We start from the raw sequence: 24,262 nt of genomic DNA on the forward strand, positions 1-24,262 counted from the left end.
CGTCGGGACTGAAGTCCCTCCCACGGTGCACCCGCCAACTTGCGCCGATTGCGGGTGCGGTTTTGGCCACGGCGAGCAGCGACAGCCGCCGCAACGACTGCCACGGCCGTCGCTGCGGCGAATCCGAGTTCGTGGCACGCATGCGAGGCCGCGTGCCGCGCGCACTCAATACAGCTTGCGCTCGCTCGCCGGCGGCGGTGTCCACTGGTACAGCCAGGTCTCGGTGAGCGGCTTGCCGCCGGCGCGCAGGAACAGGCGGATGTCGATCTGCTCGGTGCTCTCGTCCGGCGGCACCACGTCGAACATGGCGCGGTAGCCGGAGACTTCGTGCAGCGGCCGCGCCGAGACGATCTCGGTGCTGCCGCGGCTCAGCTGCAGCACCGCCTCGACCTTGGCGTCCTTGTCCTTGCCCAGCGCGGCCAGTTCGCCGCCGACGAAGTCCACCGCGAAGCGCCAGGAGAAGCGGGTGCGCTTGTGCCCGATCACCCCGCCCAGCCCGGTGCGGGTGGCCACGCAGTGCGCCAGCGGCGAGGCGGCCGGCGGCTGCGCGCCCCAGTACAGCCGGTAGCCGAACAGCAGTTCCTGGCCCGGCTGCGGCTTGTCCTGCGGATTCCAGAACGCGACGATGTTGTCGAAGGTCTCGTCGACGGTGGGAATCTCCACCAGTTGCACCGAGCCCTTGCCCCATCCCTGCTTCGGCTCCACCCACAGGCACGGGCGCTTCTCGTAGTACACGCCGTCGTCCTGGTAGTGGTCGAAGTTGCGGTCGCGCTGCAGCAGGCCGAAGCCGCGCGGGTTCTCGTCCACGAACATGTTGAAGCGCAGGTGCGGCGGATTGCACAGCGGCCGCCAGATCCATTCGCCGGTGCCGGTCCACATCGCCAGGCCGTCGGTGTCGTGGATCTCCGGGCGCCAGTCCCAGTCCATGCGGCGGTCGTTCTCGCCGACCTGGTACATGCTGGTGCACGGGCCCAGGCCCATCCGCTCGATGGTCTTGCGCGGATACAGCGCGCTGTCGATGTCCATCAGCAGCACGTCGCCGTTGGTGATGGCGAAGCGGTAGGCGCCGGCCACGCTCGGCGAATCCAGCAGCGCGTACACAACCACGGTGTCCGAGCCGGCCTTGGGCTGCTCCAGCCAATAGGCGATGAAGTCCGGGAATTCCTCCGGCCCGCCGGTGCCGGTGTCGATCGCCAGGCCGCGCGCGGACTGGCCGTACTGGCCCTCCTTGCCCACCGCGCGGAAATAGCTGGCGCCCAGGAAGGCGGCGAAGTCGCGCTCGGTGTCCTGCTTGGTGTTGAGGCGGAAGCCGGCGAAGCCCAGCTCCTTGGGCAGGTGCTGGCCCTGCAGGCCGCTGCTGCCGTAGTCGAACGCGTCGCCGTCGTAGGCCAGTTCCTGCGCCTGCCCGTCGACCAGGTCGAACATGTGCACCGGCGACTTGAAGTACAGGCCCAGGTGGAAGAACTTGGCCTGGAACTTGGGCCCCTTGTCCACCGCCCACAACGCGTGGTCCTGGCGATAGCGGATCGACTGGTACTGGTCCCAGTTCAAGGCTTCCAGCGGTCCCGGCAGCACCCGCTTGTGGCTCTGGTACGGCGCCTGGGCCATGGCCCGGGCGTGGCCCTTGAGCCAGGCGTAGTCGAAGGGCTGCGGCTTGCCCAGGCGGCGCAGGCCGACCGCGGGCGCGGCCTGGCCGAGCATCGGCATCGCGGGCAAGCCCATGGCGGCGAAGGCGGCGGCGGCGTTCTTGAGGAAATCGCGTCGTTGCATGGGCCGGATCGAAACGTGAAGGGCCTCCATCATAGACAAGCGGCGTTGAACGCGAGGGCTACGGTGCCGGACAGGCGCCGTGCAGCGCCAGCGCCGCGGCGTGCGCGCACAGGAAGCGGCGCTGCTGCGCCGGATCGTCGCCGCCGGGATAGTCCAGCAACGTCCACTGTTCCTCGGCCTGCATCCGCTGGCCCGGTGCCAGGGTCCGGTACGGCGCGTGCACTTCCATCTCCAGCAGGCCGCCGCCCGGGTCCGCCGCCGGCGCCTCCAGATAGAACTCGACCTGGCCCTGCTCGGGATGGATGCGGGCGCGCGGCTGGTGCGCGAAACGGATCACCCAGGCCTGGCCGCCGGCGAAGGCCGCGAACCAGCCGGCCGAGGGTTGCAGCAGCAGCTTGCCGCGCCAACCGGCGCTGCCCGCCGGCGGCACCGCGACCAGCGTCATCAGCCCGTCCTGCAGCACGTAACGCGGCGGCACATAGCCGCTGCCGCCGCCCGCGACGGCCTGCACGCGGATGTCGCCCGCGGCCGCGACCGGCACCAGCATCCGGGTCGCGGACGGCACCCGCGTGTTGAACCACAGATCCCAGGCCACCGCGGTCTTGCGCACGTTCTGCGCCTGGACCTGCAGCACCACGCTGTCGGCGCGCTGCGGCGACACCGCGAAGCGCTTGTGCAGGCGCACGCCCGTGACCGGGCTATCGACCCCGCGCAGTTGCAAGCGTTGCGGCGTGCGCGCGACGACGCTGGTGGTGGCGAAGCTCAGGTACGGGTCCGGCGGCCAGTTCGCGTGCGCCGCGCGGCGTGCCGGGTTGGCGTCCTGGTGCTGCCACCAGGCGCTCTGCGGGCCCACCCAGACGTCGTGGCCGAAATAGGGAATGTCGTCGGCGCTGGCGTCGACCGTCGGTGTCGGCTGGCGCTGCACCGCGTCGCCGACCTTGATCAGGTTCGCGCCGCCGCTGCGCTGGAAGCCCAGCACGCGTCCGCCGAGCGTCGGCGTGACCGTAAGCCGGATCGTGCCGTTGTCCATCACCCACGTCGCGGTCGCGTCGTTGCCGGGTGCGGGCGCGGAGTCGGCCGCGGCGGCGAGCAGCGGCCAGGCGCCGAGAAGCGCGAGCAGCGCCGCGTGCGCGCGCCGCCGTCCATTCTGCGTATCGATGCGCATGGCGATCCTGCGATCGGAGGAGGAAGCGCGATTGTGGCGAGTCCGCGGCCGCGATGACAGCCGATCGGGGCGCCGAGGGCCGCCGTGCTTCGCCTACGGCGCCGGAGGGCGGCGCGGCAGATGCGGCGTCACCGCCTGCTGCAGGCGCCGGACCAGCGCCGGGTCCATGAACGCGTAGTCGTCGGGAATGTCCAGGCAGACGATGCGCTTGCCTCCCAGATGGCGCTGGAACGCGGCCGAGAGTTTGCCGCGGTGGCGTCGTTCCATCACGAAGATCAGGTCGGCCCAGGCCAGCAGTTCCGGCGTGACCACGGTATCGGCGTCGGCATGGATCCCGGCCGAGGCGGTTTCGATGCCGGGCCAGTCGGCGAAGACGTGTTCGGCGGTCGGGCTGCGCAGCCGGTTGCGGGCGCACAGGAACAGCACATGGCGAACGGGCACGGCGCGGCGGATCCGAGGGCGATGGCCCATGGTAAAGGCGAGCGCCCGCCCGTGGCGGAGGCGGATCCCGACACGCCCTCCGCGATCGCCGCTCGAAAGCGGACCAGCGGCCCGCGCCTTGAAAGCGCGCCGTGGCCGCGCTCAACGCGCGGCGGTCAGCAGTGCCGGGCCGCCGCAGGCCGCGCTCAACCCCGCCACTTCCTGCACCAGCGTGCCGCCCTGCGGCTGCGCCTGCGCCAGTTCGCGTTGCACGGCCTGCAGTTCGTCGCGCCCGCTGCCTGCCTCGCCGCGGCGTTGGCAATGGATCTCGGCGGCATAGGCGCGGGCGCGCCAGCGCAGCTTGCGGCTCTCGATCCCGTCCCCGCCCAGCCGCGCCTGCGCCTGCAGTTCCTGCAACGCCTGCGCTTGGCGGCCAAGGCGGCCGAGGTTGCGTGCCCAGGCCACCCGCACCGCGCGGGTGCGCGGGTGGGTCGGGCCGTAGCCGCGTTCGGTGCGGCGCAGCGCCTGGGTCAGCAGCGCGTCGGCCTGGCGCGGTTCGCCGAGCGCGGCGCGGGCCTCGGCGATCAGCCGTTCGCTGTCGCCCACCGCCGGGTTGTCGTGGCCCAGTTGCGTGATCCAGCGCGCCCGCGCTTCGTACAGCGGCGCCAGCGCGTCGCGGTAACGCCCCGCCGCCGACAGCGCCATGCCCTGGTTGAGCAGCATGTACGGCAGCACCGCCTGGCTGTCGGGCGCGCGCAGAATCGCGACCGAGCGGTCCATGTCGGCGATCGCCTGCGCCTGCTGGCCGCGCTCCAGTTCCAGCATCGCCAGCGAACTCCAGCTCATGCCGGTATCGCGGTGGGTCGGTCCCAGCCGCTCCACGGTCAGCGCATGCGCGGCACGCAGTTCGTCCTCGGCCACGTCGAGGCGGCCCTGGTCGATCATCACCGCCGCGCGCAGGCGGCGCAGCCCCAGGCTGACCGGATGGCGATCGCCGTTCAAGCTGCGCGAGAGCGCCAGCGCCGCGCCGACCGCCTGCTCGGCCTGGGCGACGTCGCCGCGATCGCGGTAGGCCACGCCCAGGCTGCGCAGCAGGGTGATGCTGAGCGGATGCCGTGGGCCGGCCTGGCGGTCGAGCAGGGCCAGCGCCTGCAGGTAGCCGGCGATGGCCGCGTCGGTCAGGCCGATGTCGCTGTCCATCGAGGCGATGTCGGTCATGCTCTCGACGATGCCGGCCGGATCCTTGAGCACGTCGCGGTGCAGCGCCAGCGCGCGCTCGAACCAGGCGCGCGCCGGCGCGCGGTCGCCGAGCACGCGCCGGCAGCGTCCCAGTTGCGAGAAGAACCCGGCGGCCTGCAGCGGCAGTTGCGCCTGCGCCTGCTGCGCCCGCGGCGCCAACGGCTGCAGCACCGCCACGCATTCCTGCGAGCGGGTCAGCAGGCGCAGCGCGCGTCCGTGCTGGGTCGCCGCTTCCAGTTGCAGCGCCAGCGGCACGTCGTCCTGCGTGGCCAGCAATGCGCGTTGTCGCTCCAGCAGCAGCAGCGCTTCGCGGTAGTCGCCCAGGCCGATGCGCAGGCGCGCGATCACCCCCTGCAGCTCCGCCCGCGCCAGCGGCTGCCGCAACAGTTCGCGTTCGCCGCGCTGCTCGCCGCTGGCCAGCAGGCCGCGCAGGTCGAAGCCGTCGCCGCGCTGCGCGTTGCCGGCACGGTCGAACAGGCCGATCACGAAATCCTGCATCGCCTGCGCGCGCACCGTTTCGCGATGCGCCTCGCGGGCCTGCCACAGCGCCACGCCCGCGGCGCCGAGCAGGGCCGCGGCGGTCAGGCTGCCGAACACCACGCTCCAGCGATGGCGCTGCAGGTATTTCCGCAGGCGGTAGCCCAGGCCGCGCGAACGCGCCTGCACCGGCCGTCCCTGCAGGTAGCGGCGCAGGTCCTGCGCCAATGCCTCGGCCGAGGAGTAGCGCTGCGCCAGCGGTTTCTGTAGCGCCTTGAGCAGGATGTTGTCGAGGTCGCCGCGCAGCCGCCACGCCAGCCGCCGCGCCTCGGCCGGATCGCGCAGTCCCTGCTGCGCGGCGCGCGTCACCGCCGCCGATGGGCGCGGCGCCTCCACCGCGAGGATCGCGCGCTCCCATTCGGCGTCGCTGCTGCGGCACAGGTGATAGGGCTTCTGGTCGGTGAGCAGTTCGTACAGCACCACGCCCAGCGAGTACACGTCGGTCAGCGTCGTGATCGGTTCGCCGCGCACCTGCTCCGGCGCCGCATAGTGCAGGGTGAACGCGCGGATCTCGGTGCGCGGATGCGGGTCGCCCGCCGTCTCGGCCTCTGTGTCGAGCAGCTTGGCGATGCCGAAATCGAGCAGCCGCACTTCGCCGGCGGCGTTGACCAGGATGTTCGACGGCTTCAGGTCGCGGTGCACGATCAGGTTGGCGTGCGCATGGCTGACCACTTCGCACACCTGCAGGAACAGCCGCAGCCGCGCGCTCACCGACAGGTGCAGGCGCTGGCAATGGTCGGTGAGCGGCTCGCCTTCGACATAGGCCAGCGCCAGGTAGGGACGGCCGTCGTCGGCGATGCCCGCGTCGAGCAGCCGCGCCAGGTGCGGATGCTCCAGCCGCGCCAGGATCTCGCGTTCGCGGGTGAAGCGCTGGCGCAACGCGGCGTCGGCATAACCGGGGCGCAGCAGCTTGAGCGCGACCTGGCGCTGGTACAACCCGTCGGCGCGGCGCGCCAGCCACACCTGGCCCATGCCGCCTTCGCCGAGCAAGCGCTCCAGCGCGTACGGCCCGACCCGGTGGCCGGCGCACAGGCAGGTCGGCGCGGCCGCCAGCAGCGGCTCGCTGAGCAGGTCCGAGCCGGCGGCGTCCAGCGCCAGCATCCGCACCAGCTCGTCGGCCATGGCCGGATCGTGCACATGCAGCTGCGCCAGCCGCGCCGCGCGTCCGTCCGGTGCCAGTTCCAGCAATTGATCGAGCAACGGCGACAGGCGTTGCCACTGCAGCGCGTCCATGCGGTGCTCTCCGGGTCTAGTGATCCTGCATCGCCGCCAGCAGGAAGATGCGCGCCTTCTGCCAGTCGCGGCGGACGCTGCGTTCGGAGCGCTGCAGCAGCTCGGCGATCTCCTGTTCGCCCAGGCCGGCGAAGTAGCGCAGCTCCACCACCCTGGCCAGGCGCTCGTCGAGCGCCTGCAGCCGGTCCAGCGCCACGTCCAGCGCCAGCAGGTCCTCGTCCAGGCGCACCCCGCCGCTGTCCTCGGGAATCTCGGCGACGCGCTTGAGGTCGCCGCCGCGCTTGCGGGTCAGGCGGTTGCGCGCGTAGTCGACCACCACGCTGCGCATCGCCGAGGCGGCGTAGGCGAAGAAGTGCGCGCGGTCGTCGAAGCGGGCCATGCCGCGCGAACCGAGCAATTTGAGATAGGACTCGTGGACCAGCGAGGTCGCGTCCAGGGTCTGCGCGTGCTGCCCGGCCAACTGGCGTCGGGCCATGCTGTGCAGGTCCTGGTAGAGCGTGCTGAGCACGCGATCGAGCGCCGCGCGGTCGCCGCCGCGCGCGGCGTCCAGCCACACGGTGATCTCGGGTGCTGTCTCTACCACGGCGGTCTCTCCTCCGGCCGGGAGTCGCGCGGACTATAGCGCGCGCGCGCCGCCGCCGGCGGCCGTCCGTCAGCGCTGGCAACTCCCGCACCAGACGCTGGCGCGCTGGCCGATGCTGGCGTGGCGCAGCGGCCGCCCGCAGCGCTTGCAGGCCTCGCCCTCGCGGCCGTAGACCGCCAGTTCCTGTTCGAAATAGCCGGGCGCGCCGTCGGGGCTGATGAAGTCGCGCAGGGTGGTGCCACCGCGGGCGATGGCATAGCCGAGGATCGCCTTGGCCGCCTCGGCCAGGCGCGCGTAGCGTGCCCGCGACACCTCCCCGGCCTCGCGCAGCGGACTGATCCCGGCCTGGAACAGGCTTTCGGCGGCATAGATGTTCCCGACTCCGACCACGATGCGTTGATCCATCAAGAACGTCTTCACCGGCGCAGTCCGGCCACGGCTACGCCTGAACAAGTAATCTCCGTCGAATTCGGCCGACAACGGCTCCGGCCCCAGCTCCTCCAGCAGCGGGTGGAGCTGGCCCGGCGCCTGCCACAGCAGGCACCCGAAGCGGCGCGGGTCGTTGAAGCGCAGCACGCGGCCATCTTCCAGGCTGATGTCGACGTGGTCGTGCGCCCGCGGCGGCGTGTCGCCGGGCAACACCCGCAGGCTGCCGGACATGCCCAGGTGCAGCAGCGCACTGCCGGCCGGCGTGTCCAGCAACAGGTACTTGGCGCGGCGGCGGATGCCGTCGATGCGCTGTCCCGGCAGCTGCTGCGCCACCTCCGGCGGGATCGGCCAGCGCAGGTCCGGGCGGCGCAGGATCACGCCATGGATGCGCCGCCCCTGCAGATGCGGCTCCAGACCGCGCCGGGTGGTTTCGACTTCGGGGAGTTCGGGCATGGGGTCGGCGAGAGCGATCGGGAGCGTGAAAGCGGGGAACTGTAGCACTCGGGTTCTCTCGCTTGCGCCAGCATGCGCCGGCGCGCGCGACGATAGGAGCGAGGCGATAACGTCTGCAGCGGATCGCGCCGGGAAGACGACCGCCGCCGGAGCGGTCTCGGTTGCCAGGCAGCGGGATCGTCCTCTAGCATCCGGCGTTCGATGACATGGATGGTCGTATGCGCAACGTGCACGCTCCGCTCGCCGTGCTGCCTCGCCCGGGGCTGAAGGAGCGTGCGCAGCGCCCGATATTTCACGCGTTCTCCTGCTTCCCGGTCGCCACCGGCAGCGCAACGACGACCACGAGGCCAGTTGCAGCGTCATGAAAGTCGTCAAATGGATCCCCGTCGCTCTGTCGTTCGCGCTGTTCCTTTTCATCGCGCTGATCAGTTCTGGCGGCGAGCAAGAGCGATATGACGCGGCGGACTATCTCCGCTATATGGTTTTCTTTCCCGGCATCACGCTTTGCCTGTATCTGGCCTTCTCGCTGTATCCGGCACGGACCTGGTCGCAGTTCTTCATCGCGGTGTTCCTGTGCCTGCCGGCTCTGATCGCGGTGCATTACGTGGTGTCGGTGATCAACGCGCATACCCGCGGCGCGTACTGGTGGTGGCAGTTGCTGGAAATCGCCCTGACCTATCTGGCCTGGGCGAAGACGGGAAAGCGCTGGTCCAGGGGGTCGCGTTCCTTGCCGCCGGTGCGTTCCAAGCACGGCGCTTCATGAGGGCGACATGAGGTTGGGGCGGCGCGGAGGGGCAAGGCATCGAATGCCCGCGCTGAGCGAACACGGACACCACATGGCGCGCCAGACAGGCGACCGCGTCGTGCGAGATGGTTGCACGCATAGGGATACGCCGTTCTTCAAGGAGATGAAGCAATGAATCGGGTCAGGTCACGTGTGCTGTCGGCATTTTTGCTTGTGGCCGCATCGGTGTTTTCCATGCTGGTCCACGCGGAAGAGATTCAGGAGCGCACCGCGATCTTCGAGAGTACGAAGGACGCCCTGCGGAAAGGCGACTTCGCCGCGCTCGAACGGCAGGCGACGCCCTACCGAACCGCAACAGAGCCGCACCTCCAGTGGCGTCTGGAAGCTGAGCGTGCTCCATGGCGGCGTCGATCACTACTTCTTGGTAGGGAGGTACGACGAGGCGACTTGGGCGGAAAAGGAGCAGACGGCCAAACGCTGGATCGAGGCGTATCCGAAGTCTCCGACCGCACGGTTGGCGTACGCGGAATGGCTGTCGCGGCGTGCCTGGAGTCATCGCGGTGGGGGCTATGCGAACACGGTCCGGCCGCAGGACTGGGCACCGTTCAGGGCCGGGATCGAGGCAGCGAGAAAGTACCTGGAGGAGAACAAGACGCTCGCCTCGTTGGATCCGGAGTGGTACGTCAAAATGGAAGCCCTTGCCAAGGCGCAGCAATGGGACGATGGCCGATTCCAGGATTTGATCGATGAGGCGATGAGGCGCTATCCGGCGTATTACGAGATCTACTTCCAGGCGATCGAGTTCTACTCGCCCAAATGGGGAGGCGACGCGACCGACATCGAGCGATTCGCCAGGATGGTGATGGAGCGGACGCGCGCAAGCGAGGGCAAGGGCCTGTACGCGCGCATCTATTGGTACGCCTCGCAGTCGATCTACGACGAGCAGCTGTTCGACGAGTCGCTGGCGCGCTGGTCGACCATGCGCGCCGGCATCGACGATGTGCTGAAGACCTATCCGGACGAATGGAATCTACAGAACTTCGCGCACTTCGCGTGCCTGGCGCGCGACCGCGACAAGGCATTGGAGCTGATCGAACGCGTGCGCGGACCCGCCTACCCCTTGGTGTGGGAGAACGAGGAGAATTTTCAGCGCTGCAAGCGCTTTGCGTGGCAGAGCGTCATCTGAGAAATCGTCCGTCGGCGTCGGACTGCGGCGCGGTGGCACCATCGAAACTATCTGCGGAACTCATCATTCATGCGACCGTCCTCGCACCGCAAACTGGCCGCGATGTACTGCTGTCTCGCCGTGGCGATGGTCGGCATTCGCAGCGATGCCGCCGCCGTGTGCTTGCTTTTGTCGGCGCTGCTGCACGTTCGCCGAGGTACCACATCGTCCGCCTAGCGAGCGGTGTTCCGGTCCAGAGCCACGCGCGCCAGCCTCCAACGCAGCGCTTCACGCGCTCACCGCGGCGGCGCCGCCAACTCCCTGGCGCTGAGATAGCTGTCGCCGTTGCTGTCCTGCTTGCGGAAGCGCGCGGTCAGCGTCGCCTGGTGCTGCGCCCGGGTGATCGGCGTGCCACGGCCGCCGGGCAGTTCGGCGGGGCCGAGCACGCCGTCGTGGTCCAGGTCGCGGGCGTCGAAGGCGTAGCTCATCCAGGCCAGGTACTCGTCCAGGCTGACGCGGCCGTCGCCGTCGCGGTCCATGCGTTGCAGGTAGCCGCCGGTGGTGTCGACCGCCTGCGCGGCAGCCATGCCGGTCGCGCCGCTCAGCGCGGCCAGCAGGACCAGCGCGGCCTTGAACGACGAACGCCGCACGAGGCGGCGTTCGCGAAACAAGGCCGGGACGCCGCGGCTCATGCCAGTGCGTAGCCCTTCAGGCGCGCGGCATAGGCCTGCAGGGCGGCGATGCCGCTGGCTTCGGCGTCGTGGCACCAGGCCTGCAGTTGCTTCAGGCGCTCGCTGGCGTCGTGGCTGCGCGCTTCCAGCAGCGCGGCCAGGCGCGCGCGGTGCTCGACCAGGGTGCGCATGCGCGGGCGCTGCGCGACCCAGCGCTCCAGTTGTTCGCGCGCGTCCGGCTTGAGCCAGCGGCCGTCGTCGACCAGGCCCTTGCGCAGACGCCGCGGCAGCAGCTTGCGCAGCTTGGCGCCGGCCTGCGCGGCTTCTTCCCGCAGCGCCGGGGCGAAGACGTTGCGCTGGTAGTCGGTCATCGCCTGGAAGCGGTGCGAGAGCAGCGCGCGCAAGGTGTCCGCGTCGGGCACGGCGATGTTCGGGCGCACGTCCAGGGTCGGCGCCACGCGCAGGATCTTGGCCAGGCGCAGCGCGGCCAGCATGCGGATCGCGATCCAGCCGATGTCCAGTTCCCAGCGCCGCATCGAGAAGCGCGCCGAGCTGGGGAAGGCGTGATGGTTGTTGTGCAGTTCCTCACCGCCGATCCACAACGCCCACGGGGTCAGGTTGGTGGAGGTGTCGGCGGACTCGAAGTTGCGGTAGCCCCACCAGTGGCCGAGGCCGTTGATCACGCCGGCCGCCCAGAACGGGATCCACGCCATCTGCAGCGCCCACAGCGCGATGCCGGGCAGGCCGAACAGCAGGAAGTTGAACGCGAACAGCGCGATCGGACCCCAGTTCGCGTGCGGGGTGTACAGGTGGCGCTCGATCCAGTCGTCCGGCGCGCCCTTGCCGTACTGCTCGATGTCGCCGCGCATGCTCCGCGCTTCGCGGTACAGCTCCACGCCGCGCCAGAACACGCGGCCGATGCCCTTGGTCTGCGGGCTGTGCGGGTCTTCGTCGGTCTCGACCTTGGCGTGGTGCTTGCGATGGATCGCCACCCACTCCTTGGTGATCATCGAGGTGGTGAACCAGGTCCAGAAGCGGAAGACGTGCGACAGCAGCGGATGGAAGTCCACGCCGCGATGGGCCTGGCTGCGGTGCAGGTACAAGGTCACCGCGAAGATGGTCAGCTGCGTGAACAGCAGCAGCACCGCCAACATGCCCCACCAGCCGAGGCCGAGTAGGCCGGAGCTGAGGAAGTCGAGGATCGCGTCGGACATTGCCAGAACTCCAGGCCGGTGAAGGCGTGCGCCAGTGGGTATGGGAGACATGATGGGGGTAGTGGCGGCAAACTTCACCCATCGCCTGCGTACGGTATTCAGCCGCTGCGCGTTCTCGGTCACAAAACGGTTTCACTTTTCATGTCCGTCGCCGTTCCCGATGCAAACCCCGTGCCGGCCGCCACGCCGCTGATCGAACTGGACCGCGCCAGCGTGGTCCGCGGCCAGGTGCGCGTGCTGCACGCGCTCAGCCTGCGCATCGCGCTCGGCCAGCACACCGCGATCCTCGGCCCGAACGGCTGCGGCAAGTCGTCGTTCATCAAGCTGATCACGCGCGAGTTGTACCCGCTGGCACGGGCCGGCGAAGCGCCGCCGGTGCGGGTGCTGGGGCAAAGCCGCTGGCAGGTGGATCGCCTGCGCAGCCAGTTGGGCATCGTCACCAGCGATCTCAGCGTCAATCTCGCCGACATGCCGGGGCTGGACGTGGAGAGCGCGGTGCTGTCCAGCTTCTTCGCCAGCTACGTGGTGCCGCCGTACCGCGAGGTGAGCGACGCGATGCGCGACCGCGCGCGCGAGGCGCTGCAGTTGGCGCGCGCGTTGCCGCTGCTGCGACGGCAGTACGCGGAGTTGTCGGCCGGCGAGACCCGGCGCGTGCTGATCGCACGGGCGTTGGTCAACCGGCCGCAGGCGCTGCTGCTGGACGAACCGAGTACCGGGCTGGACCTGGTCGCGCGCCAGCATCTGCTGGCGACGATGCGCGACCTGGCCCGGCAGGGCATCACCCTGGTGCTGGTGACCCATCACATCGAGGAAATCGTGCCGGAGATCGAGCGCGTGATTCTGCTGCGCGACGGCCAGGTGTACGCCGACGGCGGACGCGAGGCGTTGCTGGCGGACGCGCCGCTGTCGGCGGTGTTCGGCGGCGCGGTGCGGGTGCGTCGCGACGGTGCGACCTACAGCGCGAGCGTCGCCGAGCAATAGCCCGACGGGACGTCGTGGAGATGGACCGGCGGGGCGCGCAGGCGCGCGGTTGCATGCGGCCTGCTGTGCATGGGGTCGTCCGTCGGGGATCCAGCGCGAACCTGCCGCATCGGCGGATCGGCGCCGGCCGGTCCTGCTGCAGGTGCGTCAGGCCGCGGGAGCCGAGGCAGGCGGGGCTTGCTCGACAGCGGCTGCGGCCAGGCCCGGCGGCGACGTGACGGCTATACGCCCGCTCAACGCGCGAGCGGACTGTGGATCTCGGCGATGTAGCCGCCGGGGAACTCCACCACCGCGCTGCGCCGGTCCTGCGCGGCGAATGGCGCCACCAGCACCTGCACGCCGGCGGCCTTGGCCTTGTCCAGGGTCTGCTGCAGGTCCTCGACCTCGTAGCCGGTGGTCTCGCGCCCGTACGGATACGGCAGGTGGCCATCGCTCACCGCCACCGTGGTCTTGCCGAAGTCCGACAGCAGGCGGATACGCCGGTAGCGCTCGCCGGGGCGGCCGATCTCCTGGCCCGGCGCCTGCCGCGCATCGTCCACGACCTTGCCGCGGGAGAAGGCCAGGAAGCTGCGCACGAAGGCATCGGCACGGTCCGGCGACATGTACACACGGTTCTCCGGCAGGGTCCGGAACGGCGCATACGACGGTGTCCTGGTGTGCCAGTACAACTGCGTGTTGACCCCGCCCGGCCATTGCACCACCGCATCGCGGCCGATCGGATCGGGGAACGGCGCGACCAGCACATCGGCACCGGCGGCGCGCGCGGCGGCCACCGCCTGGTCCATGTCGCGCACCAGCAGGCCGTTGCGCTCGGCGCCGAAGGGATACGGGACCGGCGTGGTGAAGCCGAACAGCGAGACCGTGCCGACCGGCGTCTGCAGCAGTCGCGAGGTGGTGCTGCTCGGGGTCGGCGTCACCGTCGCCACCACCTGGCGCGTGCTGCTGCCGCCGAACGTGGCCAGGAAGCTGACGACGAAGCGGTCCACGTCGGCCGGGGCCACGTACACATGGGTGGTGCCGTACTGCGGCGCGACCGCGACCGCCGGCGTGGCGGCGGCAGGCGCGGCAGGCGGCGGCGCCACGGCGGCGAGTGCGGGCAGCGCGCACAGCCAGACCGACAGCACGGCGGCGACGACTTTCAGACGCATGCGGAACATCCTCGGCTGGCGACGACGCCGGCGCCGCACGGCGGCACCGGTAGCCGGCACCCGATGCGCCGGCGTTCGCATGCTGCGCGCCGCCGCCGTGGCGGTCTTGGAAATTCGCGCGGTGTTGCGCCGCCGACGCCGCGGCGCCGCCGCTCAGAGCACCTGCACCTGGCCCAGCGGCAGGCGCCGCTCGCTGTCCTGGCCGTCGTTCTGCGGCGCGATATGGCGACGTCCCGGGGCGTCGTCGGCCAGCGCCATGCGCAGCGCGTAGCTGCCCGCCGGCAGCGACGCCGGCACGGTGAAGCTGGCGCTGCGGCTGAGCGTGGCGCCCGGCATGACTTCGCCGAGCGCGATGCCGGCCACGGTGGCGCGCGCGCGGGTGCTGCCATCGGCCGCCACCCAGTGCAGTTCGACGTGGTAGCCCTGGTACAGCGGCGCCGAACCCTGGTTGCTCATGTCTAGTTGCAAGGTGGCCTGCTGGCCGCGCGTCTGCGTGTCCGGCCAAGTCGCCTTGGCCACCGCCAGGCGATAGCCCAGGTCGCGCTTGATCTCGCGCAGCTTGGCGGCGTTGCCGCTGGTTTCGTGCGCGCCGGCCGGGCCGAGGAAGCTGAAGTGGTAGTCGCGCAACAGCTTGCGGATGTCGGCGGTGCGGTTGATCCAGGTGCTCTTCTGGTTGGCGTTGGGACTCTCGCCGCTGATCGGGCTCACCATCCAGTTCTGGCGCGCGGCCGGCACTTCGTTGCTCAGGCCGTACTCCAGGTTCCACCAGCCGTCGTCGCTGCAACTGGGCATGGCCGGGCTGAAGGCGGCGCAGCTGGCGGTGAAGGACGGGAAGTAGTCCTCGTGGAAGCCGAACATGGCCGAGCCCACGTCGGACTGGCGCGCGTAGCGAGTCTGCAGCGGCGTGCGGGTGAACGCGGCGACGTAGGCATCGCGGATCAGCGCGCGTGTCTGCGCGTTCGGCTGCAGGTCCTCGCAGCCGCTGGTGTGCCACTCGCCCCAGAAGCCGAGCAGCCCCACCTGGATCGCGGTGATGCGCGGATCGCCGTCGTAGCGCGCGGCCAGCGCCGCGACGAACTGGCGCATCTGCTCGCGCGCATTGGGGTTGTTGTAGTCCAGGCTGCGGATCGGGCCGTCGCCATCGCAGCTGGCGCGCGCCGCGAAGGGAATGGACAGCGGCGCCTGTTCGAGGAACTTGGGATAGTCGCGCTCGTTCTCGCCGCCGGTGTAGTGCGCGTCGATCTGGCTGCCGGCGCTGTCGGGATAGTCGGCGACCGGGCGCAACACGAAGGTGGCGAGCGGATCGTCGTTGAGGATGGGCTGCAGGTAATGGGTCTCGATCGCCTGCCAGTCGAAGACCTGGTCGGCGGTCTCGATCATTCGCCACGGCAGATACACGTGGTAGATGTGCGCGCCGTGGAAATTGTCCACGCCGCCATCGGCGGCGTAGGAGCTGCCCCACAGCATGAACCCGCGATGTGGGTTGTCGAACTCCTGGGTGGACACCGCCGGCGTCAACGTACCGGCCTGCGCGCAGGCGGTGCCGAGCAGACAAGCGATGGCGAGGGACAGGCGGCGGGAAGCGGAACGTGGCGACATGGGGCGACCTCTGCGTGCTGGGGATGGGCGGCGGGGGACGTGGCGGGGGGACGGACATCGCGCGGTGCCGCCCCGCTGCCGCGGCAATGGCATCGGCGACGCGGGGTGCTTGCCGTTCGACCGGGCGGCGTTGCGTATGTAGGAAGGCGGATGCGCTTGCGGCAGCGCGCTGGCGTTCGGTGCGCAGCGCGATGCAACGAAACCGAGCCTATTTTATGTTTCGTTATGCATCAATAACGCAAGATAACGAAATTACATCTGTCTACCTGGGTGGACTGGATGTTTGATGGCTGCCACCGTTTGGCTGCAGCGGCGGGCCCGGTCGCGGGCGTTGGCGTGGAGTCCGGCACGGCAGCCACACCCGAAGGACGCTGCGCGTCGCAAGGGACATGGACACAGGCGCACGTAGCGCGGCGCTCGACGCGCATGGCGATAGAGAAAGGGACCCGTGCAGCACACGGGCGCGCCGCGATGCCAGCGCATGCGGATCGCCCGGTCAGGGCTTGCGCGGTAGTGCGGCCGGCGGCGGGATGACCGAATTCGCCGCGGCTAGGCGCGGCGGCGGATCTCCGAGGCCGCCGCGGTCTCGGGCGGCGCGGCGGCAAACGCCGCGCGCGCGGCGCGGACATCGCCATGGTGGGCTTCCGCCCAGCGCACCAACTGCGCCAGCGGTTCGCTCAAGGAGCGGCCCAGCGGCGTCAGCCGGTACTCCACGCCCGGCGGCACCAGCGGCAGCACCGCGCGCGCGACCAGCCCCTCGCGCTGCAGGTCGCGCAGGGTCTGGGTCAGCATGCGCTGGGAGATGTCCGGCACCGCGCGGCGCAACTCGCCGAAACGGTGCGGGCGCTCGGCCAGCAGCATCAGGAGCAGCGTGCTCCACTTGTCGCCGATCTGCCCGAGCACGTCGCGCACCGGGCATTGGTCGATGGCCACCCCGGCGCGCTGGTAATCATGCAACTGCTGGCTCAATCGCCGCTCGGAGGCGGCCGGCGGCGGCGTGGCGGTGTCCATGCTGGTTACCTGCACGTAATCAGGGGCGGAAAAAGTGCCGTCTTTACAGCGCGGCGCCGGTCTCTAGGATAGACCAGGTTCCTTTTTCAGACCAATGTCGCTTGCCGACACCCTTCGCCTTCAGGAGACCCGCCATGTCCACCTCTTCCGATTCCCTGCTCGTCACCGGCGCCGGTGGCCACTTCGGCCAGCGCGTGCTCGCGCACCTGCTCGACACCCTGCGGGTGGCGCCGTCGCGGGTGGTGGCGATGACCCGCCAGCCCGAGCGCCTGGCCGCCTGGGCCGCGCGCGGCGTGGTGGTGCGCCAGGGCGATTTCGATGACGCCGCCTCGCTGGATGCCGCGTTCCACGGGGCCGGCCGGGTGCTGCTGATCAGCACCGACGCACTGGATCGTCCCGGGCACCGCCTGCAGCAGCACCAGGCCGCGATCGCCGCCGCCGAGCGCGCCGGCGCGAGCCATCTGGTCTACACCTCCTGCCCTGAACCGCACGGCTCGCCGTTGCTGCTGGCCGCCGACCATGCCGGCACCGAGGACAGCCTGACCGCCAGCGCCCTGCCCGCCTGGACCGTGCTGCGCAACCACTGGTACTTCGAGAACCTGTTCATGAGCCTGCCGTCGGTGCTGGCCTCCGGCCACTGGTACAGCGCGGCCGGCGACGGCGGCATCGCCCACATCGCCCGCGACGACCTGGCCCGCGCGGCCGCGGTCGCGTTGGCGAGCGGCGACGGCAAGCGCACGCTCACCCTCAGCGGTGCGCGCGCCTACACCACCGCCGAGATCGCCGCGTTGGTCGCGCAGGTGCTGGACGTGCGGATCCAGGTGGTGCCGGTACCGGTCGAGGGCCTGGTGCAGGGCATGGTCGGCGCCGGCCTGCCCGAGCCGGTCGCGCGCATCTATGCCTCGTTCGACACCAACACGGCGGCCGGCCGTGTCGCCACCGTGACCGGCGCCTACCAGGCGTTGACCGGGCAGGCGCCGCTGCCGTTCGAACAGTGGCTGCAGGACCAGCGCGCGCAGTTGGCGGCGTTGAAGCCGTAACCGCGCTGCACAGCGTACGGCCGCGCGCTACTTGCCGATGCAGAAGCTGGAGAAGATCCGCCCGAGCAGGTCGTCGGCGCTGAGCGTGCCGACGATCTCGCCGAGCGCGGCGTGGGCCAGGCGCAGTTCCTCGGCGGCCAGTTCCAGGCGTTCGTAGTCCAGTTCCGCCGCGGCCGCCGCAGCGTGCGTGGCCGCGCGTTGCAGCGCCTCGACGTGACGCGCGCGCGCGGAGAACTCGCCGTCGCTGCCCTCGCCCGCCGCGACGCCGGCGATGGCGCGCAACTGCGCGTGCAGTTGCTCCAGTCCACTGCCGGTGGCGGCGGAGACATAGACGCGATCGTCGCTGGCCGCGGGCACGGTGGCGAGCAGATCGCTCTTGTTGTGGATCCACAGGCGCTGCGGCACGTCGGCGATGGCATCGGCGATCGCCGCATGGCCCGCCTCGGCGTCGCGCGCGTCGAGCACGACCAGCGCCAGATCGGCGCGCTGCAATTCCTGCCGCGCGCGGCGCATGCCCTCGCGCTCGATCGCATCGCCGCCGTCGCGCAGACCGGCGGTGTCGACCAGGGTCAGTTCCACGCCATCCAGGCGCACGGTCTCGTGCAAGGTGTCGCGGGTGGTGCCGGCGATGTCGGTGACGATGGCGCGCTCGCTGCCGGCCAGCGCGTTGAGCAGGGAACTCTTGCCGGCGTTCGGCGGCCCCACCAGCACCGCGTGCAGGCCATCGCGCAGGCGCCGGCCGCGTTCGGCCTCGGCGGTGAGCCGCGCCAGGTCGGTGCGCACCTGCTCCAGGCCGGCACGGACCTGCGCGCCGCCCAGCGTGTCCAGTGGCTCGTCGGCGAAATCGATCGCCGCCTCGATGTGGATGCGCAGGCGGATCAGCTGTTCGGCCAGATCGTCGACGCGGCGCGAGAACACACCGTCCAGCGAGCGCCGCGCCGCGCGTGCCGCACGCAGGTCGCCGGCGGCGATCAGGTCGGCGATGGCTTCGGCCTGGGCCAGGTCCAGCTTGCGGTTGAGGAAGGCGCGCTCGCTGAATTCGCCCGGGCGCGCCGGCCGCGCGCCGAGTTCGCAGCAGCGCGCCACCAGATGCCGCAGCAACACCGGGCTGCCATGCGCCTGCAGCTCCAGCACGTCCTCGCCGGTGAAGCTGCGCGGCGCCGGAAACCACAGCGCGATGCCGTCGTCCACGATCGCGCCGTGCGCGTCGCGAAAGCGCGCGTAGCGGGCGCTGCGCGGCACCAGCGCGCCAAGCCCCAGTCCCGCGGCGACGGCCGCCGCCGCCGGGCCGGACACGCGCACCACGCCGACACCGCCCGCCCCCGGGGCAGTGGCGATGGCGGCGATGGTGTCGGTGGCGGAGGACGACATGGCGGAGACAGCGCTGCGATGAACTACAGGGTCTGCAACTGGCCGCGGACGTAGGCGGCCGACGCACCGTTGGGCTGCAATTCCAGATAGGTCTGGAACGCGCGCTTGGCCTTGGCGGCATCGCCCAGCTGACGGTAGGCGTCGCCCAGATTGACGTAGGCCACCGCGCGCGAGGGATCGATCTTCAGCGTGTTCTCCAGCCAGCGCACCGCTTGCGCGTATTTGCCCTGGCGGTAGTAGATGAAGCCCAGGTTGTTGGCCGCCAGCGCGAAGTCCGGGCGCAGCTTCAGCGCCTCGGTGAACTGCGCTTCGGCCTCGTCGTAGCGCTTTTCCTTGTACAGCTGCAGGCCGCGGTCGTTGGCGCGTTGCGCACGCTGCCGATCGGACACCGGGCCGGCCGCGGCCGGCACCGCCAGCGGCCGCTCGCCGCCCTGCAGGTCCTTGACCACCACCGCCGGCTTGGCCGGTGCAGCCGGCGCAGCGGCGCTGCCGGCGCCGGCGTTCGGCGCCGCGGTCGATGCCGGCGTCGCCGCATCGACGCGATCGTTCATCGCGATCGCTGCCGAGGACAGCTGTTGGGTGTCGGCGGTCAGGAACTCCTCGCCCTCCGGCACCTGCAGCACGAACTCGCCGCCCTGCGATCCGGGCAGGCTGCCGAACGCCGGCGTCTGCGGCGAGATGCTCGACACCGCCGGCGCCACGTAGGCGGCCAGTTCGGTGCCGGTGATCAGACCGTCGCCGTTGAGGTCGGCCTTGCCCGACAGCGCTTGCAACAGCACCCAGGTGAACACCGAATGGCCGTTGGGCCCGCTGTCGGCGACCTGCTGATCGGCGCCGCCGGCGGTGAGCATCTGCCGCGCGATGCGCCGCGCGTTCTCGCGCAGATAGGCGTTGGTGCCGCCGCCACGGGTCAGGCCCAGGCCGCTGTAGCACGCATCCATCACGAACAGCACGTGCTTGGCCTCCAGGCTTTCGGCGATGTCCTGGATCTCGGTCATCGGGATCGCATCGGTGGCGAACTGCGCCGGGTCCGAATCGGCCGGCACGATGTAGCCGAGGTCGCGGCCGGAGGCAAGCTTGCGGGTCGCGCCATGCCCGGCGAAGAACACGAACACGCGGTCGTTCTTGCCCACCCCGCCATGCGCCAGGCGGTCGTGGAAGGCGGCCAGGATGTTGTTGCGGGTGGCCTCCTGGTTCTTCAGCACGATCACCTGCGACGACGGAAAACCGAAGCTGCCGGTGAGCGTCTGCGCGATCGCCTGCGCATCGTTGGCCGCGTACTGCAGCTTGGGCCAGCGCGCGTAGTCGTCGATGCCGATCACGATCGCCCACGACTTGTCGTAGCCGCTGGTCACCGCCGGCGCGGCCGCGTTGCTGGCGGCGCGGGCGACGCTGAAGTCGCGCCCGTTCCAGGCGGCGAACTGATAGCCGTCGGCGCTGAGCCGGTCCAGGATCTGCGGCAGCGCCTTGACCGTGCGTTCGTGGATGTCGTGGAACAGCAGGATGCCGCGCTGCTCGCGGCCGACCTGCTCGAGCACGCGTTGCACGATGGATTCGGGTACCGGATCGGCCCAGTCCAGCGAATCCACGTTCCACATCACCGACTTCAAGCCGGCCTCGCCGAGGATCTGCATGCCTTCGGCATTGCGCGCGCCGTAAGGGAAACGGAACAGCGGTGCACGCTTGGCATCGACTGCGCGCAGCATGCGATCGGTGTCGAGGATCTGGCTGCGCAGCGCGGCGCCGGTCTCCTTGGACAGTTGCGCGTGGGTCAGGCTGTGGTTGCCGACCGTGTAGCCCTGCTCCATCAGCTCGCGGCTGACGCTGGCCAGCGGCGCCAGTTCGACCTTGCCGTCGGCGTCAAGCTTGCCCAGGTTGCGGCCGACCTCGAAGAACGTGGCCGGCACGTCGTAGCGCTTGAGGATGGCGACGATCTCGTCGGTGTACTCGCGGTGCGGACCGTCGTCGAAACTCAGCACCACCGTCTTCGGCGGCAGGTCGCGGCCGAACACTTCGCGGTCGCTGTCCTGCATCGACATGGGATACGGCGTGATCACGCCATAGTCGCGCAGGATCGCCTCGCGCTTATACAGCGTGCCCAGGTGGGCGACGTAGTCCTCCCACTTCTCGCGCTTCTGCATGATCGCGCGGGTGCGGTCGAAGCGGCTGAAGATCGCGGTGATCTCGCGGTTGTAGGTGCGCTCAATCTCGTCGAGCGCTTCCAGATCCTCGCCGATGCGCTGGTGCAGCTTGATCGCCGGCAGCGAGGAATCCTTGCCGATGCGCACCTGCCAGTCGGCGAGGATCTCGCGGAACGCCAGGCGGTCGGCGTCGTACAGGTCCGGCGCCGATTCGACGTAGTCCAGCAAGCTGCCGACCGCGGCGAAACGCTGCGGGTCCGACAGCGCCAGCAACGCATCGAATTGCCTGGCCAGCGCCTCGCGCCGCTCCAGGCCCTCGTGGAACAACTGCTGGCCGACACTGCTGGAGGTCTGCCGCTCGGCCGGCGACTGCTTGGCCTCGTCGGCCAGCAGCACGATGATCTTGCGCTGCGCCGCCAACTGCACCTGCAGGCCTTGCAGCAACGCCGTCGCCTGGGCCTGCAGGGCCGGCGAACCGGGAATCGCGATCGCCGCCGCGGCCGTCGCAGGCTTGGAGGGCGCGGCCTCGCTGCCGGCAGGCGTGCGCTGGCAAGCGGCCAGGACGAGCGCGAGCAGGCCGATCACGGCCAGGGACGGCGACAACGGACGAGGGGGCTTGCGCATGACACGGGCTCGCGAGGAAGGCGACGCGGGAGACGCAGACCGCCGGCGCCTTCCCCCGGCCGCATGCGCAACGCCCGCCGGAAGGCGGGCGTTGTCGGGTTTACTTCTTCGCCTTGGCCGGCGGCTTGGCGGCGCCGCCGCCGCTGGCGGTGGCCCCCTCGCCGTGGCGCTTGAGCATCCACCACTGCTGCAGCAGGCCGAGCGAGCCGTTGGTGACCCAGTACAGCACCAGGCCCGACGGTACGAAAGCCATCATCACGCCGAACACCAGAGGCATGAACTGCATCATCTTCGCCTGCATCGGGTCCATGCCCGGGGCCGGGGTCAGCTTCTGCGTGAACCACATCACCGCCACGTTGATCACCGGCAGGATGAAATACGGGTCGCGCGCGGTCAGGTCCTGGATCCAGGCGAACCACGGCGCCTGGCGCAATTCCACCGACTCCACCAGCACCCAGTACAGCGCGAAGAAGATCGGCATCTGGATCAGCACCGGCAGGCAGCCGCCCATCGGGTTGATCTTCTCCTTCTTGTACAGCTCCATCATCGCCGTCTGGAACTTCTGCTTGTCGTCGCCGTAGCGCTCCTTCAGCTGCTGGATGCGCGGCTGGAACTTGCGCATCCTAGCTGCGCTCTTGTACTGCGCGGCCGACAGCGGATACAGCACCAGCTTCAGCAGCACCACCAGGCCGATGATCGACCAGCCCCAGTTGCCGATCAGAGTGTGGAGGTGGCTAAGCACCCAGAACAGACCCTGGCCCAGTAGCGCAGGCATCGTATATCGACTGTAGTCGACCACACGATCAAGACCCTTTACCTGCTCCTTGGCAATCTGGTTGACCAGCTTCGGCCCGACCCACAGCCGCGCCTCGGTGCTGGCGCGGGCGCCCGGCGCCACGGTGAAGCCCGGGCCGCGCGCTTCGACCACATGCCGCGGGCCGTCGTTGGACAGCACGAACAGCGAGTCCTGATCGGATTGCGGGATCCAGCTGGTGAAGAAGTGGTGCTGCAACACCGCGATCCAACCGCCCTTCACGGTCTGGTTGACCGGGCCGTCCTCCAGGAAGTCCTTGAACGCGCGGCGCTGGTAGCCGTCCTGCGCGCTGAACCAGGTGGCGCCGTTGAAGCTGAAGGAATCCGGATTGGTCATGCCACGGCTGACGATGGTCGGCACCCGGCTCAGCTTGCGGAACACATAGCCCTGCCAGGGCTTGCTGCCCTGGTTGACGATCTCGTCCTTGATCTGCAGTGCGTAGTGGCCGCGCTGCACGGTGTAGACGCGGCGGATGCTGATGCCGTCCGGGCCGTTCCACACGAACGGCACCTGCAGGCTGTCCTGGCCCTTGGCCAGCACATAGTCCTTGCCCGGCTGTTCCGGGCGAAAGCCGCCGCGCCCCGGCGATGGCGAATTGTTCTCGCCGACCCAGCCGCTGGTGGCGGTGTACGGATGCGCCGCGTCCTCGGTCAGCAGTTGCACCGGCGGGCTGCCGGGCTGCTTGGTCTGCGGGAACAGCAGCAGATCCGCATCGAACACGCTGCGCCCGTCCAGGGTCAGGTGCAGCACGTCGGTGGTGATGGTGACGCGCGGCGCGGCGCTCGCCGCGGCGGTCTCGGACGCGGGCGCTGCCGGCGCGCTGCCGGGCACCGTGGCCTGCGGGACCGCCGGGACGTGGGTGCCGCCGGCATCGGCATCGCGCGCGGGCGGCACCGTGGTCGCCGCGGCCACGGTCGCCGCGTTGGCGGTCGGCGCGTGTTCCTTGTTCCACTCCATCCACAACAGGCCCGCGACCATCAGCCAGGCGAAAATCAGGAAAAGGCGGGTCTGGTTCATCGGACAGGCAAGCTCGGCTCAGCCAGAAGCGGGTTCTGACGTGGAAGTGGGGGAAGACGCGGAGATGGGCGGCGGCATTGTGCCGTCCGCAGCCGGGGCCGGCAATGCGCCGGCGCGACGCAGCAGGCGCAGATAGGCCTGACGCAGCTGTTCGCCGCTGGCCTGGGCGGCGGCGCTGCGCACCACCACCACATAGTCGCCGGGCGCCAGCCACGGCAGCAGATGCCGCGTGGCGTCGCGCAGGACGCGTTTGATGCGATTGCGGACCACGGCGCGCTTGTCGACCTTGCGCGACACGGCAAGCCCCAGCCGCGCCGGGTGATCGGCGCTGCGCCAGTGCAGGCTCATCAGCGGTTCGGAGCAGCGGCGTGCGGCATCGAACACGACGCGGTATTCCGCAGACGTGCGAACCCGCGCAGAGCGAGGAAATCGCCTACGCGGGTCGGGATGTTTCACGGTCCGGATTGCAGGCGCCGCCTGGGGCGGCGAAGCAATCAAGCGCTCAGGCGCTTGCGGCCCTTGGCGCGGCGGCGGGCCAGGATCTTGCGGCCGTCGGCGGTCGCCATACGGGCACGGAAGCCGTGGTCGCGCTTGCGCTTGAGGTTGCTGGGCTGGAAGGTGCGCTTGGTGGCCATCGGGGCGCTCTGTCTGAATGAGGCGGAAAGAACCGGAAATTCTATAGAACCTACCGGGGTGCGGTCAACCACGCGTTACTTCGCGCACGGAAGTGCGCTGCGCCCAGCCTGTGGATGGATCTGTGAATAGATGCGGGACAACCATTCCCGACCCAGCGCGCCGATGGTAGTCTGATCCATCCGCTTTCCTCTCCCACCGGCCGAGTGCGCCGCGCTGTTTCGCGCCTCACGCCTGGTCGCTCAATGAATTACGCCTG

20 protein-coding genes are annotated in these 24,262 nt (G+C 70.1%); 4 read left to right on the plus strand and 16 right to left on the minus strand.

Features of this window, described 5'->3' with window-relative positions:
- Positions 1-165: 165 nt before the first annotated feature.
- From AB3X07_RS22835 to mutM, 6 genes are all read right to left on the minus strand, one after another.
- The gene (locus tag AB3X07_RS22835; protein ID WP_369941575.1) at positions 166-1,770 is read right to left on the minus strand and encodes a glucan biosynthesis protein; all 1,605 of its coding nucleotides are present in this window, start codon (positions 1,768-1,770) and stop codon (positions 166-168) included.
- A 58-nt stretch (positions 1,771-1,828) separates the two neighbouring features.
- A complete protein-coding gene (locus tag AB3X07_RS22840; protein WP_369944849.1) occupies positions 1,829-2,800 on the minus strand; it encodes a DUF4380 domain-containing protein in 972 nt (323 codons plus the stop codon).
- A gap of 228 nt (positions 2,801-3,028) precedes the next feature.
- Positions 3,029-3,376 carry a low molecular weight protein tyrosine phosphatase family protein gene (locus AB3X07_RS22845; RefSeq protein WP_369941576.1) on the minus strand — a complete coding sequence of 116 codons (348 nt, stop codon included), beginning with the start codon at positions 3,374-3,376 and terminating at the stop codon, positions 3,029-3,031.
- 141 nt (positions 3,377-3,517) lie between these two features.
- Positions 3,518-6,364 carry a protein kinase domain-containing protein gene (locus AB3X07_RS22850; RefSeq protein WP_369941578.1) on the minus strand — a complete coding sequence of 949 codons (2,847 nt, stop codon included), beginning with the start codon at positions 6,362-6,364 and terminating at the stop codon, positions 3,518-3,520.
- Positions 6,365-6,380: 16 nt separating this feature from the next.
- A complete protein-coding gene (locus tag AB3X07_RS22855; RefSeq protein WP_369941580.1) occupies positions 6,381-6,947 on the minus strand; it encodes an ECF-type sigma factor in 567 nt (188 codons plus the stop codon).
- A gap of 69 nt (positions 6,948-7,016) precedes the next feature.
- Positions 7,017-7,829 (minus strand): bifunctional DNA-formamidopyrimidine glycosylase/DNA-(apurinic or apyrimidinic site) lyase, encoded by an 813-nt coding sequence (gene mutM / locus AB3X07_RS22860; RefSeq protein WP_369941582.1) that lies wholly within the window; start codon positions 7,827-7,829, stop codon positions 7,017-7,019.
- Between the two features lie 361 nt (positions 7,830-8,190).
- Here mutM and AB3X07_RS22865 point away from each other — a divergent pair, with 361 nt between their 5' ends.
- Together AB3X07_RS22865 and AB3X07_RS22870 are read left to right on the plus strand one after the other, a co-directional pair.
- Positions 8,191-8,592 carry a hypothetical protein gene (locus tag AB3X07_RS22865; protein ID WP_369941584.1) on the plus strand — a complete coding sequence of 134 codons (402 nt, stop codon included), beginning with the start codon at positions 8,191-8,193 and terminating at the stop codon, positions 8,590-8,592.
- Between the two features lie 373 nt (positions 8,593-8,965).
- Entirely contained in the window at positions 8,966-9,760 is a 795-nt protein-coding gene (locus tag AB3X07_RS22870) for a cytoplasmic protein (protein ID WP_369941586.1), read from the plus strand.
- Positions 9,761-10,035: 275 nt separating this feature from the next.
- Here the strand turns inward: AB3X07_RS22870 and AB3X07_RS22875 are convergent, their stop codons facing one another.
- Positions 10,036-10,326, minus strand: coding sequence for a calcium-dependent protein kinase 21 (locus AB3X07_RS22875; protein WP_369944851.1), 291 nt, complete (start codon positions 10,324-10,326; stop codon positions 10,036-10,038).
- A 101-nt stretch (positions 10,327-10,427) separates the two neighbouring features.
- Positions 10,428-11,624, minus strand: coding sequence for an acyl-CoA desaturase (locus AB3X07_RS22880; RefSeq protein WP_369941587.1), 1,197 nt, complete (start codon positions 11,622-11,624; stop codon positions 10,428-10,430).
- A gap of 141 nt (positions 11,625-11,765) precedes the next feature.
- Between AB3X07_RS22880 and AB3X07_RS22885 the strand changes: the two genes are divergently transcribed.
- The gene (locus AB3X07_RS22885; protein ID WP_369941589.1) at positions 11,766-12,605 is read left to right on the plus strand and encodes an ABC transporter ATP-binding protein; all 840 of its coding nucleotides are present in this window, start codon (positions 11,766-11,768) and stop codon (positions 12,603-12,605) included.
- Between the two features lie 233 nt (positions 12,606-12,838).
- Here AB3X07_RS22885 and AB3X07_RS22890 read toward each other — a convergent pair whose 3' ends face one another.
- The 3 genes from AB3X07_RS22890 to AB3X07_RS22900 all read right to left on the minus strand — a co-directional run bounded on the left by AB3X07_RS22890 (position 12,839) and on the right by AB3X07_RS22900 (position 16,363).
- A complete protein-coding gene (locus AB3X07_RS22890; RefSeq protein ID WP_369941591.1) occupies positions 12,839-13,753 on the minus strand; it encodes a VOC family protein in 915 nt (304 codons plus the stop codon).
- A gap of 153 nt (positions 13,754-13,906) precedes the next feature.
- A complete protein-coding gene (locus tag AB3X07_RS22895; RefSeq protein ID WP_369941593.1) occupies positions 13,907-15,352 on the minus strand; it encodes a DUF4832 domain-containing protein in 1,446 nt (481 codons plus the stop codon).
- Between the two features lie 549 nt (positions 15,353-15,901).
- Positions 15,902-16,363 carry a winged helix-turn-helix transcriptional regulator gene (locus tag AB3X07_RS22900; RefSeq protein WP_369941594.1) on the minus strand — a complete coding sequence of 154 codons (462 nt, stop codon included), beginning with the start codon at positions 16,361-16,363 and terminating at the stop codon, positions 15,902-15,904.
- A gap of 134 nt (positions 16,364-16,497) precedes the next feature.
- Here AB3X07_RS22900 and AB3X07_RS22905 point away from each other — a divergent pair, with 134 nt between their 5' ends.
- On the plus strand, positions 16,498-17,403 hold the full coding sequence (locus AB3X07_RS22905) for an NAD(P)H-binding protein (protein ID WP_369941596.1): 906 nt from the start codon (positions 16,498-16,500) through the stop codon (positions 17,401-17,403).
- 27 nt (positions 17,404-17,430) lie between these two features.
- Here AB3X07_RS22905 and mnmE read toward each other — a convergent pair whose 3' ends face one another.
- From mnmE to rpmH, 5 genes are all read right to left on the minus strand, one after another.
- Complete coding sequence (mnmE, locus tag AB3X07_RS22910; protein WP_369941598.1) at positions 17,431-18,774, minus strand: tRNA uridine-5-carboxymethylaminomethyl(34) synthesis GTPase MnmE; 1,344 nt, start codon at positions 18,772-18,774, stop codon at positions 17,431-17,433.
- Between the two features lie 23 nt (positions 18,775-18,797).
- Entirely contained in the window at positions 18,798-21,539 is a 2,742-nt protein-coding gene (locus AB3X07_RS22915) for a tetratricopeptide repeat protein (RefSeq protein ID WP_369941600.1), read from the minus strand.
- Positions 21,540-21,639: 100 nt separating this feature from the next.
- Positions 21,640-23,370, minus strand: coding sequence for a membrane protein insertase YidC (yidC, locus tag AB3X07_RS22920; RefSeq protein ID WP_369941602.1), 1,731 nt, complete (start codon positions 23,368-23,370; stop codon positions 21,640-21,642).
- 18 nt (positions 23,371-23,388) lie between these two features.
- Positions 23,389-23,868, minus strand: coding sequence for a ribonuclease P protein component (rnpA, locus tag AB3X07_RS22925; RefSeq protein WP_369941604.1), 480 nt, complete (start codon positions 23,866-23,868; stop codon positions 23,389-23,391).
- Positions 23,865-24,005 carry a 50S ribosomal protein L34 gene (gene rpmH / locus AB3X07_RS22930; protein ID WP_003469983.1) on the minus strand — a complete coding sequence of 47 codons (141 nt, stop codon included), beginning with the start codon at positions 24,003-24,005 and terminating at the stop codon, positions 23,865-23,867. Before rpmH ends, rnpA begins: the two co-directional genes overlap by 4 nt.
- Between the last annotated feature and the right edge of the window lie 257 nt (positions 24,006-24,262).

It is taken from the genome of Xanthomonas sp. DAR 35659 (genome assembly GCF_041242975.1).
GTDB classification, from domain to species: Bacteria; Pseudomonadota; Gammaproteobacteria; order Xanthomonadales; family Xanthomonadaceae; genus Xanthomonas_A; species Xanthomonas_A medicagonis.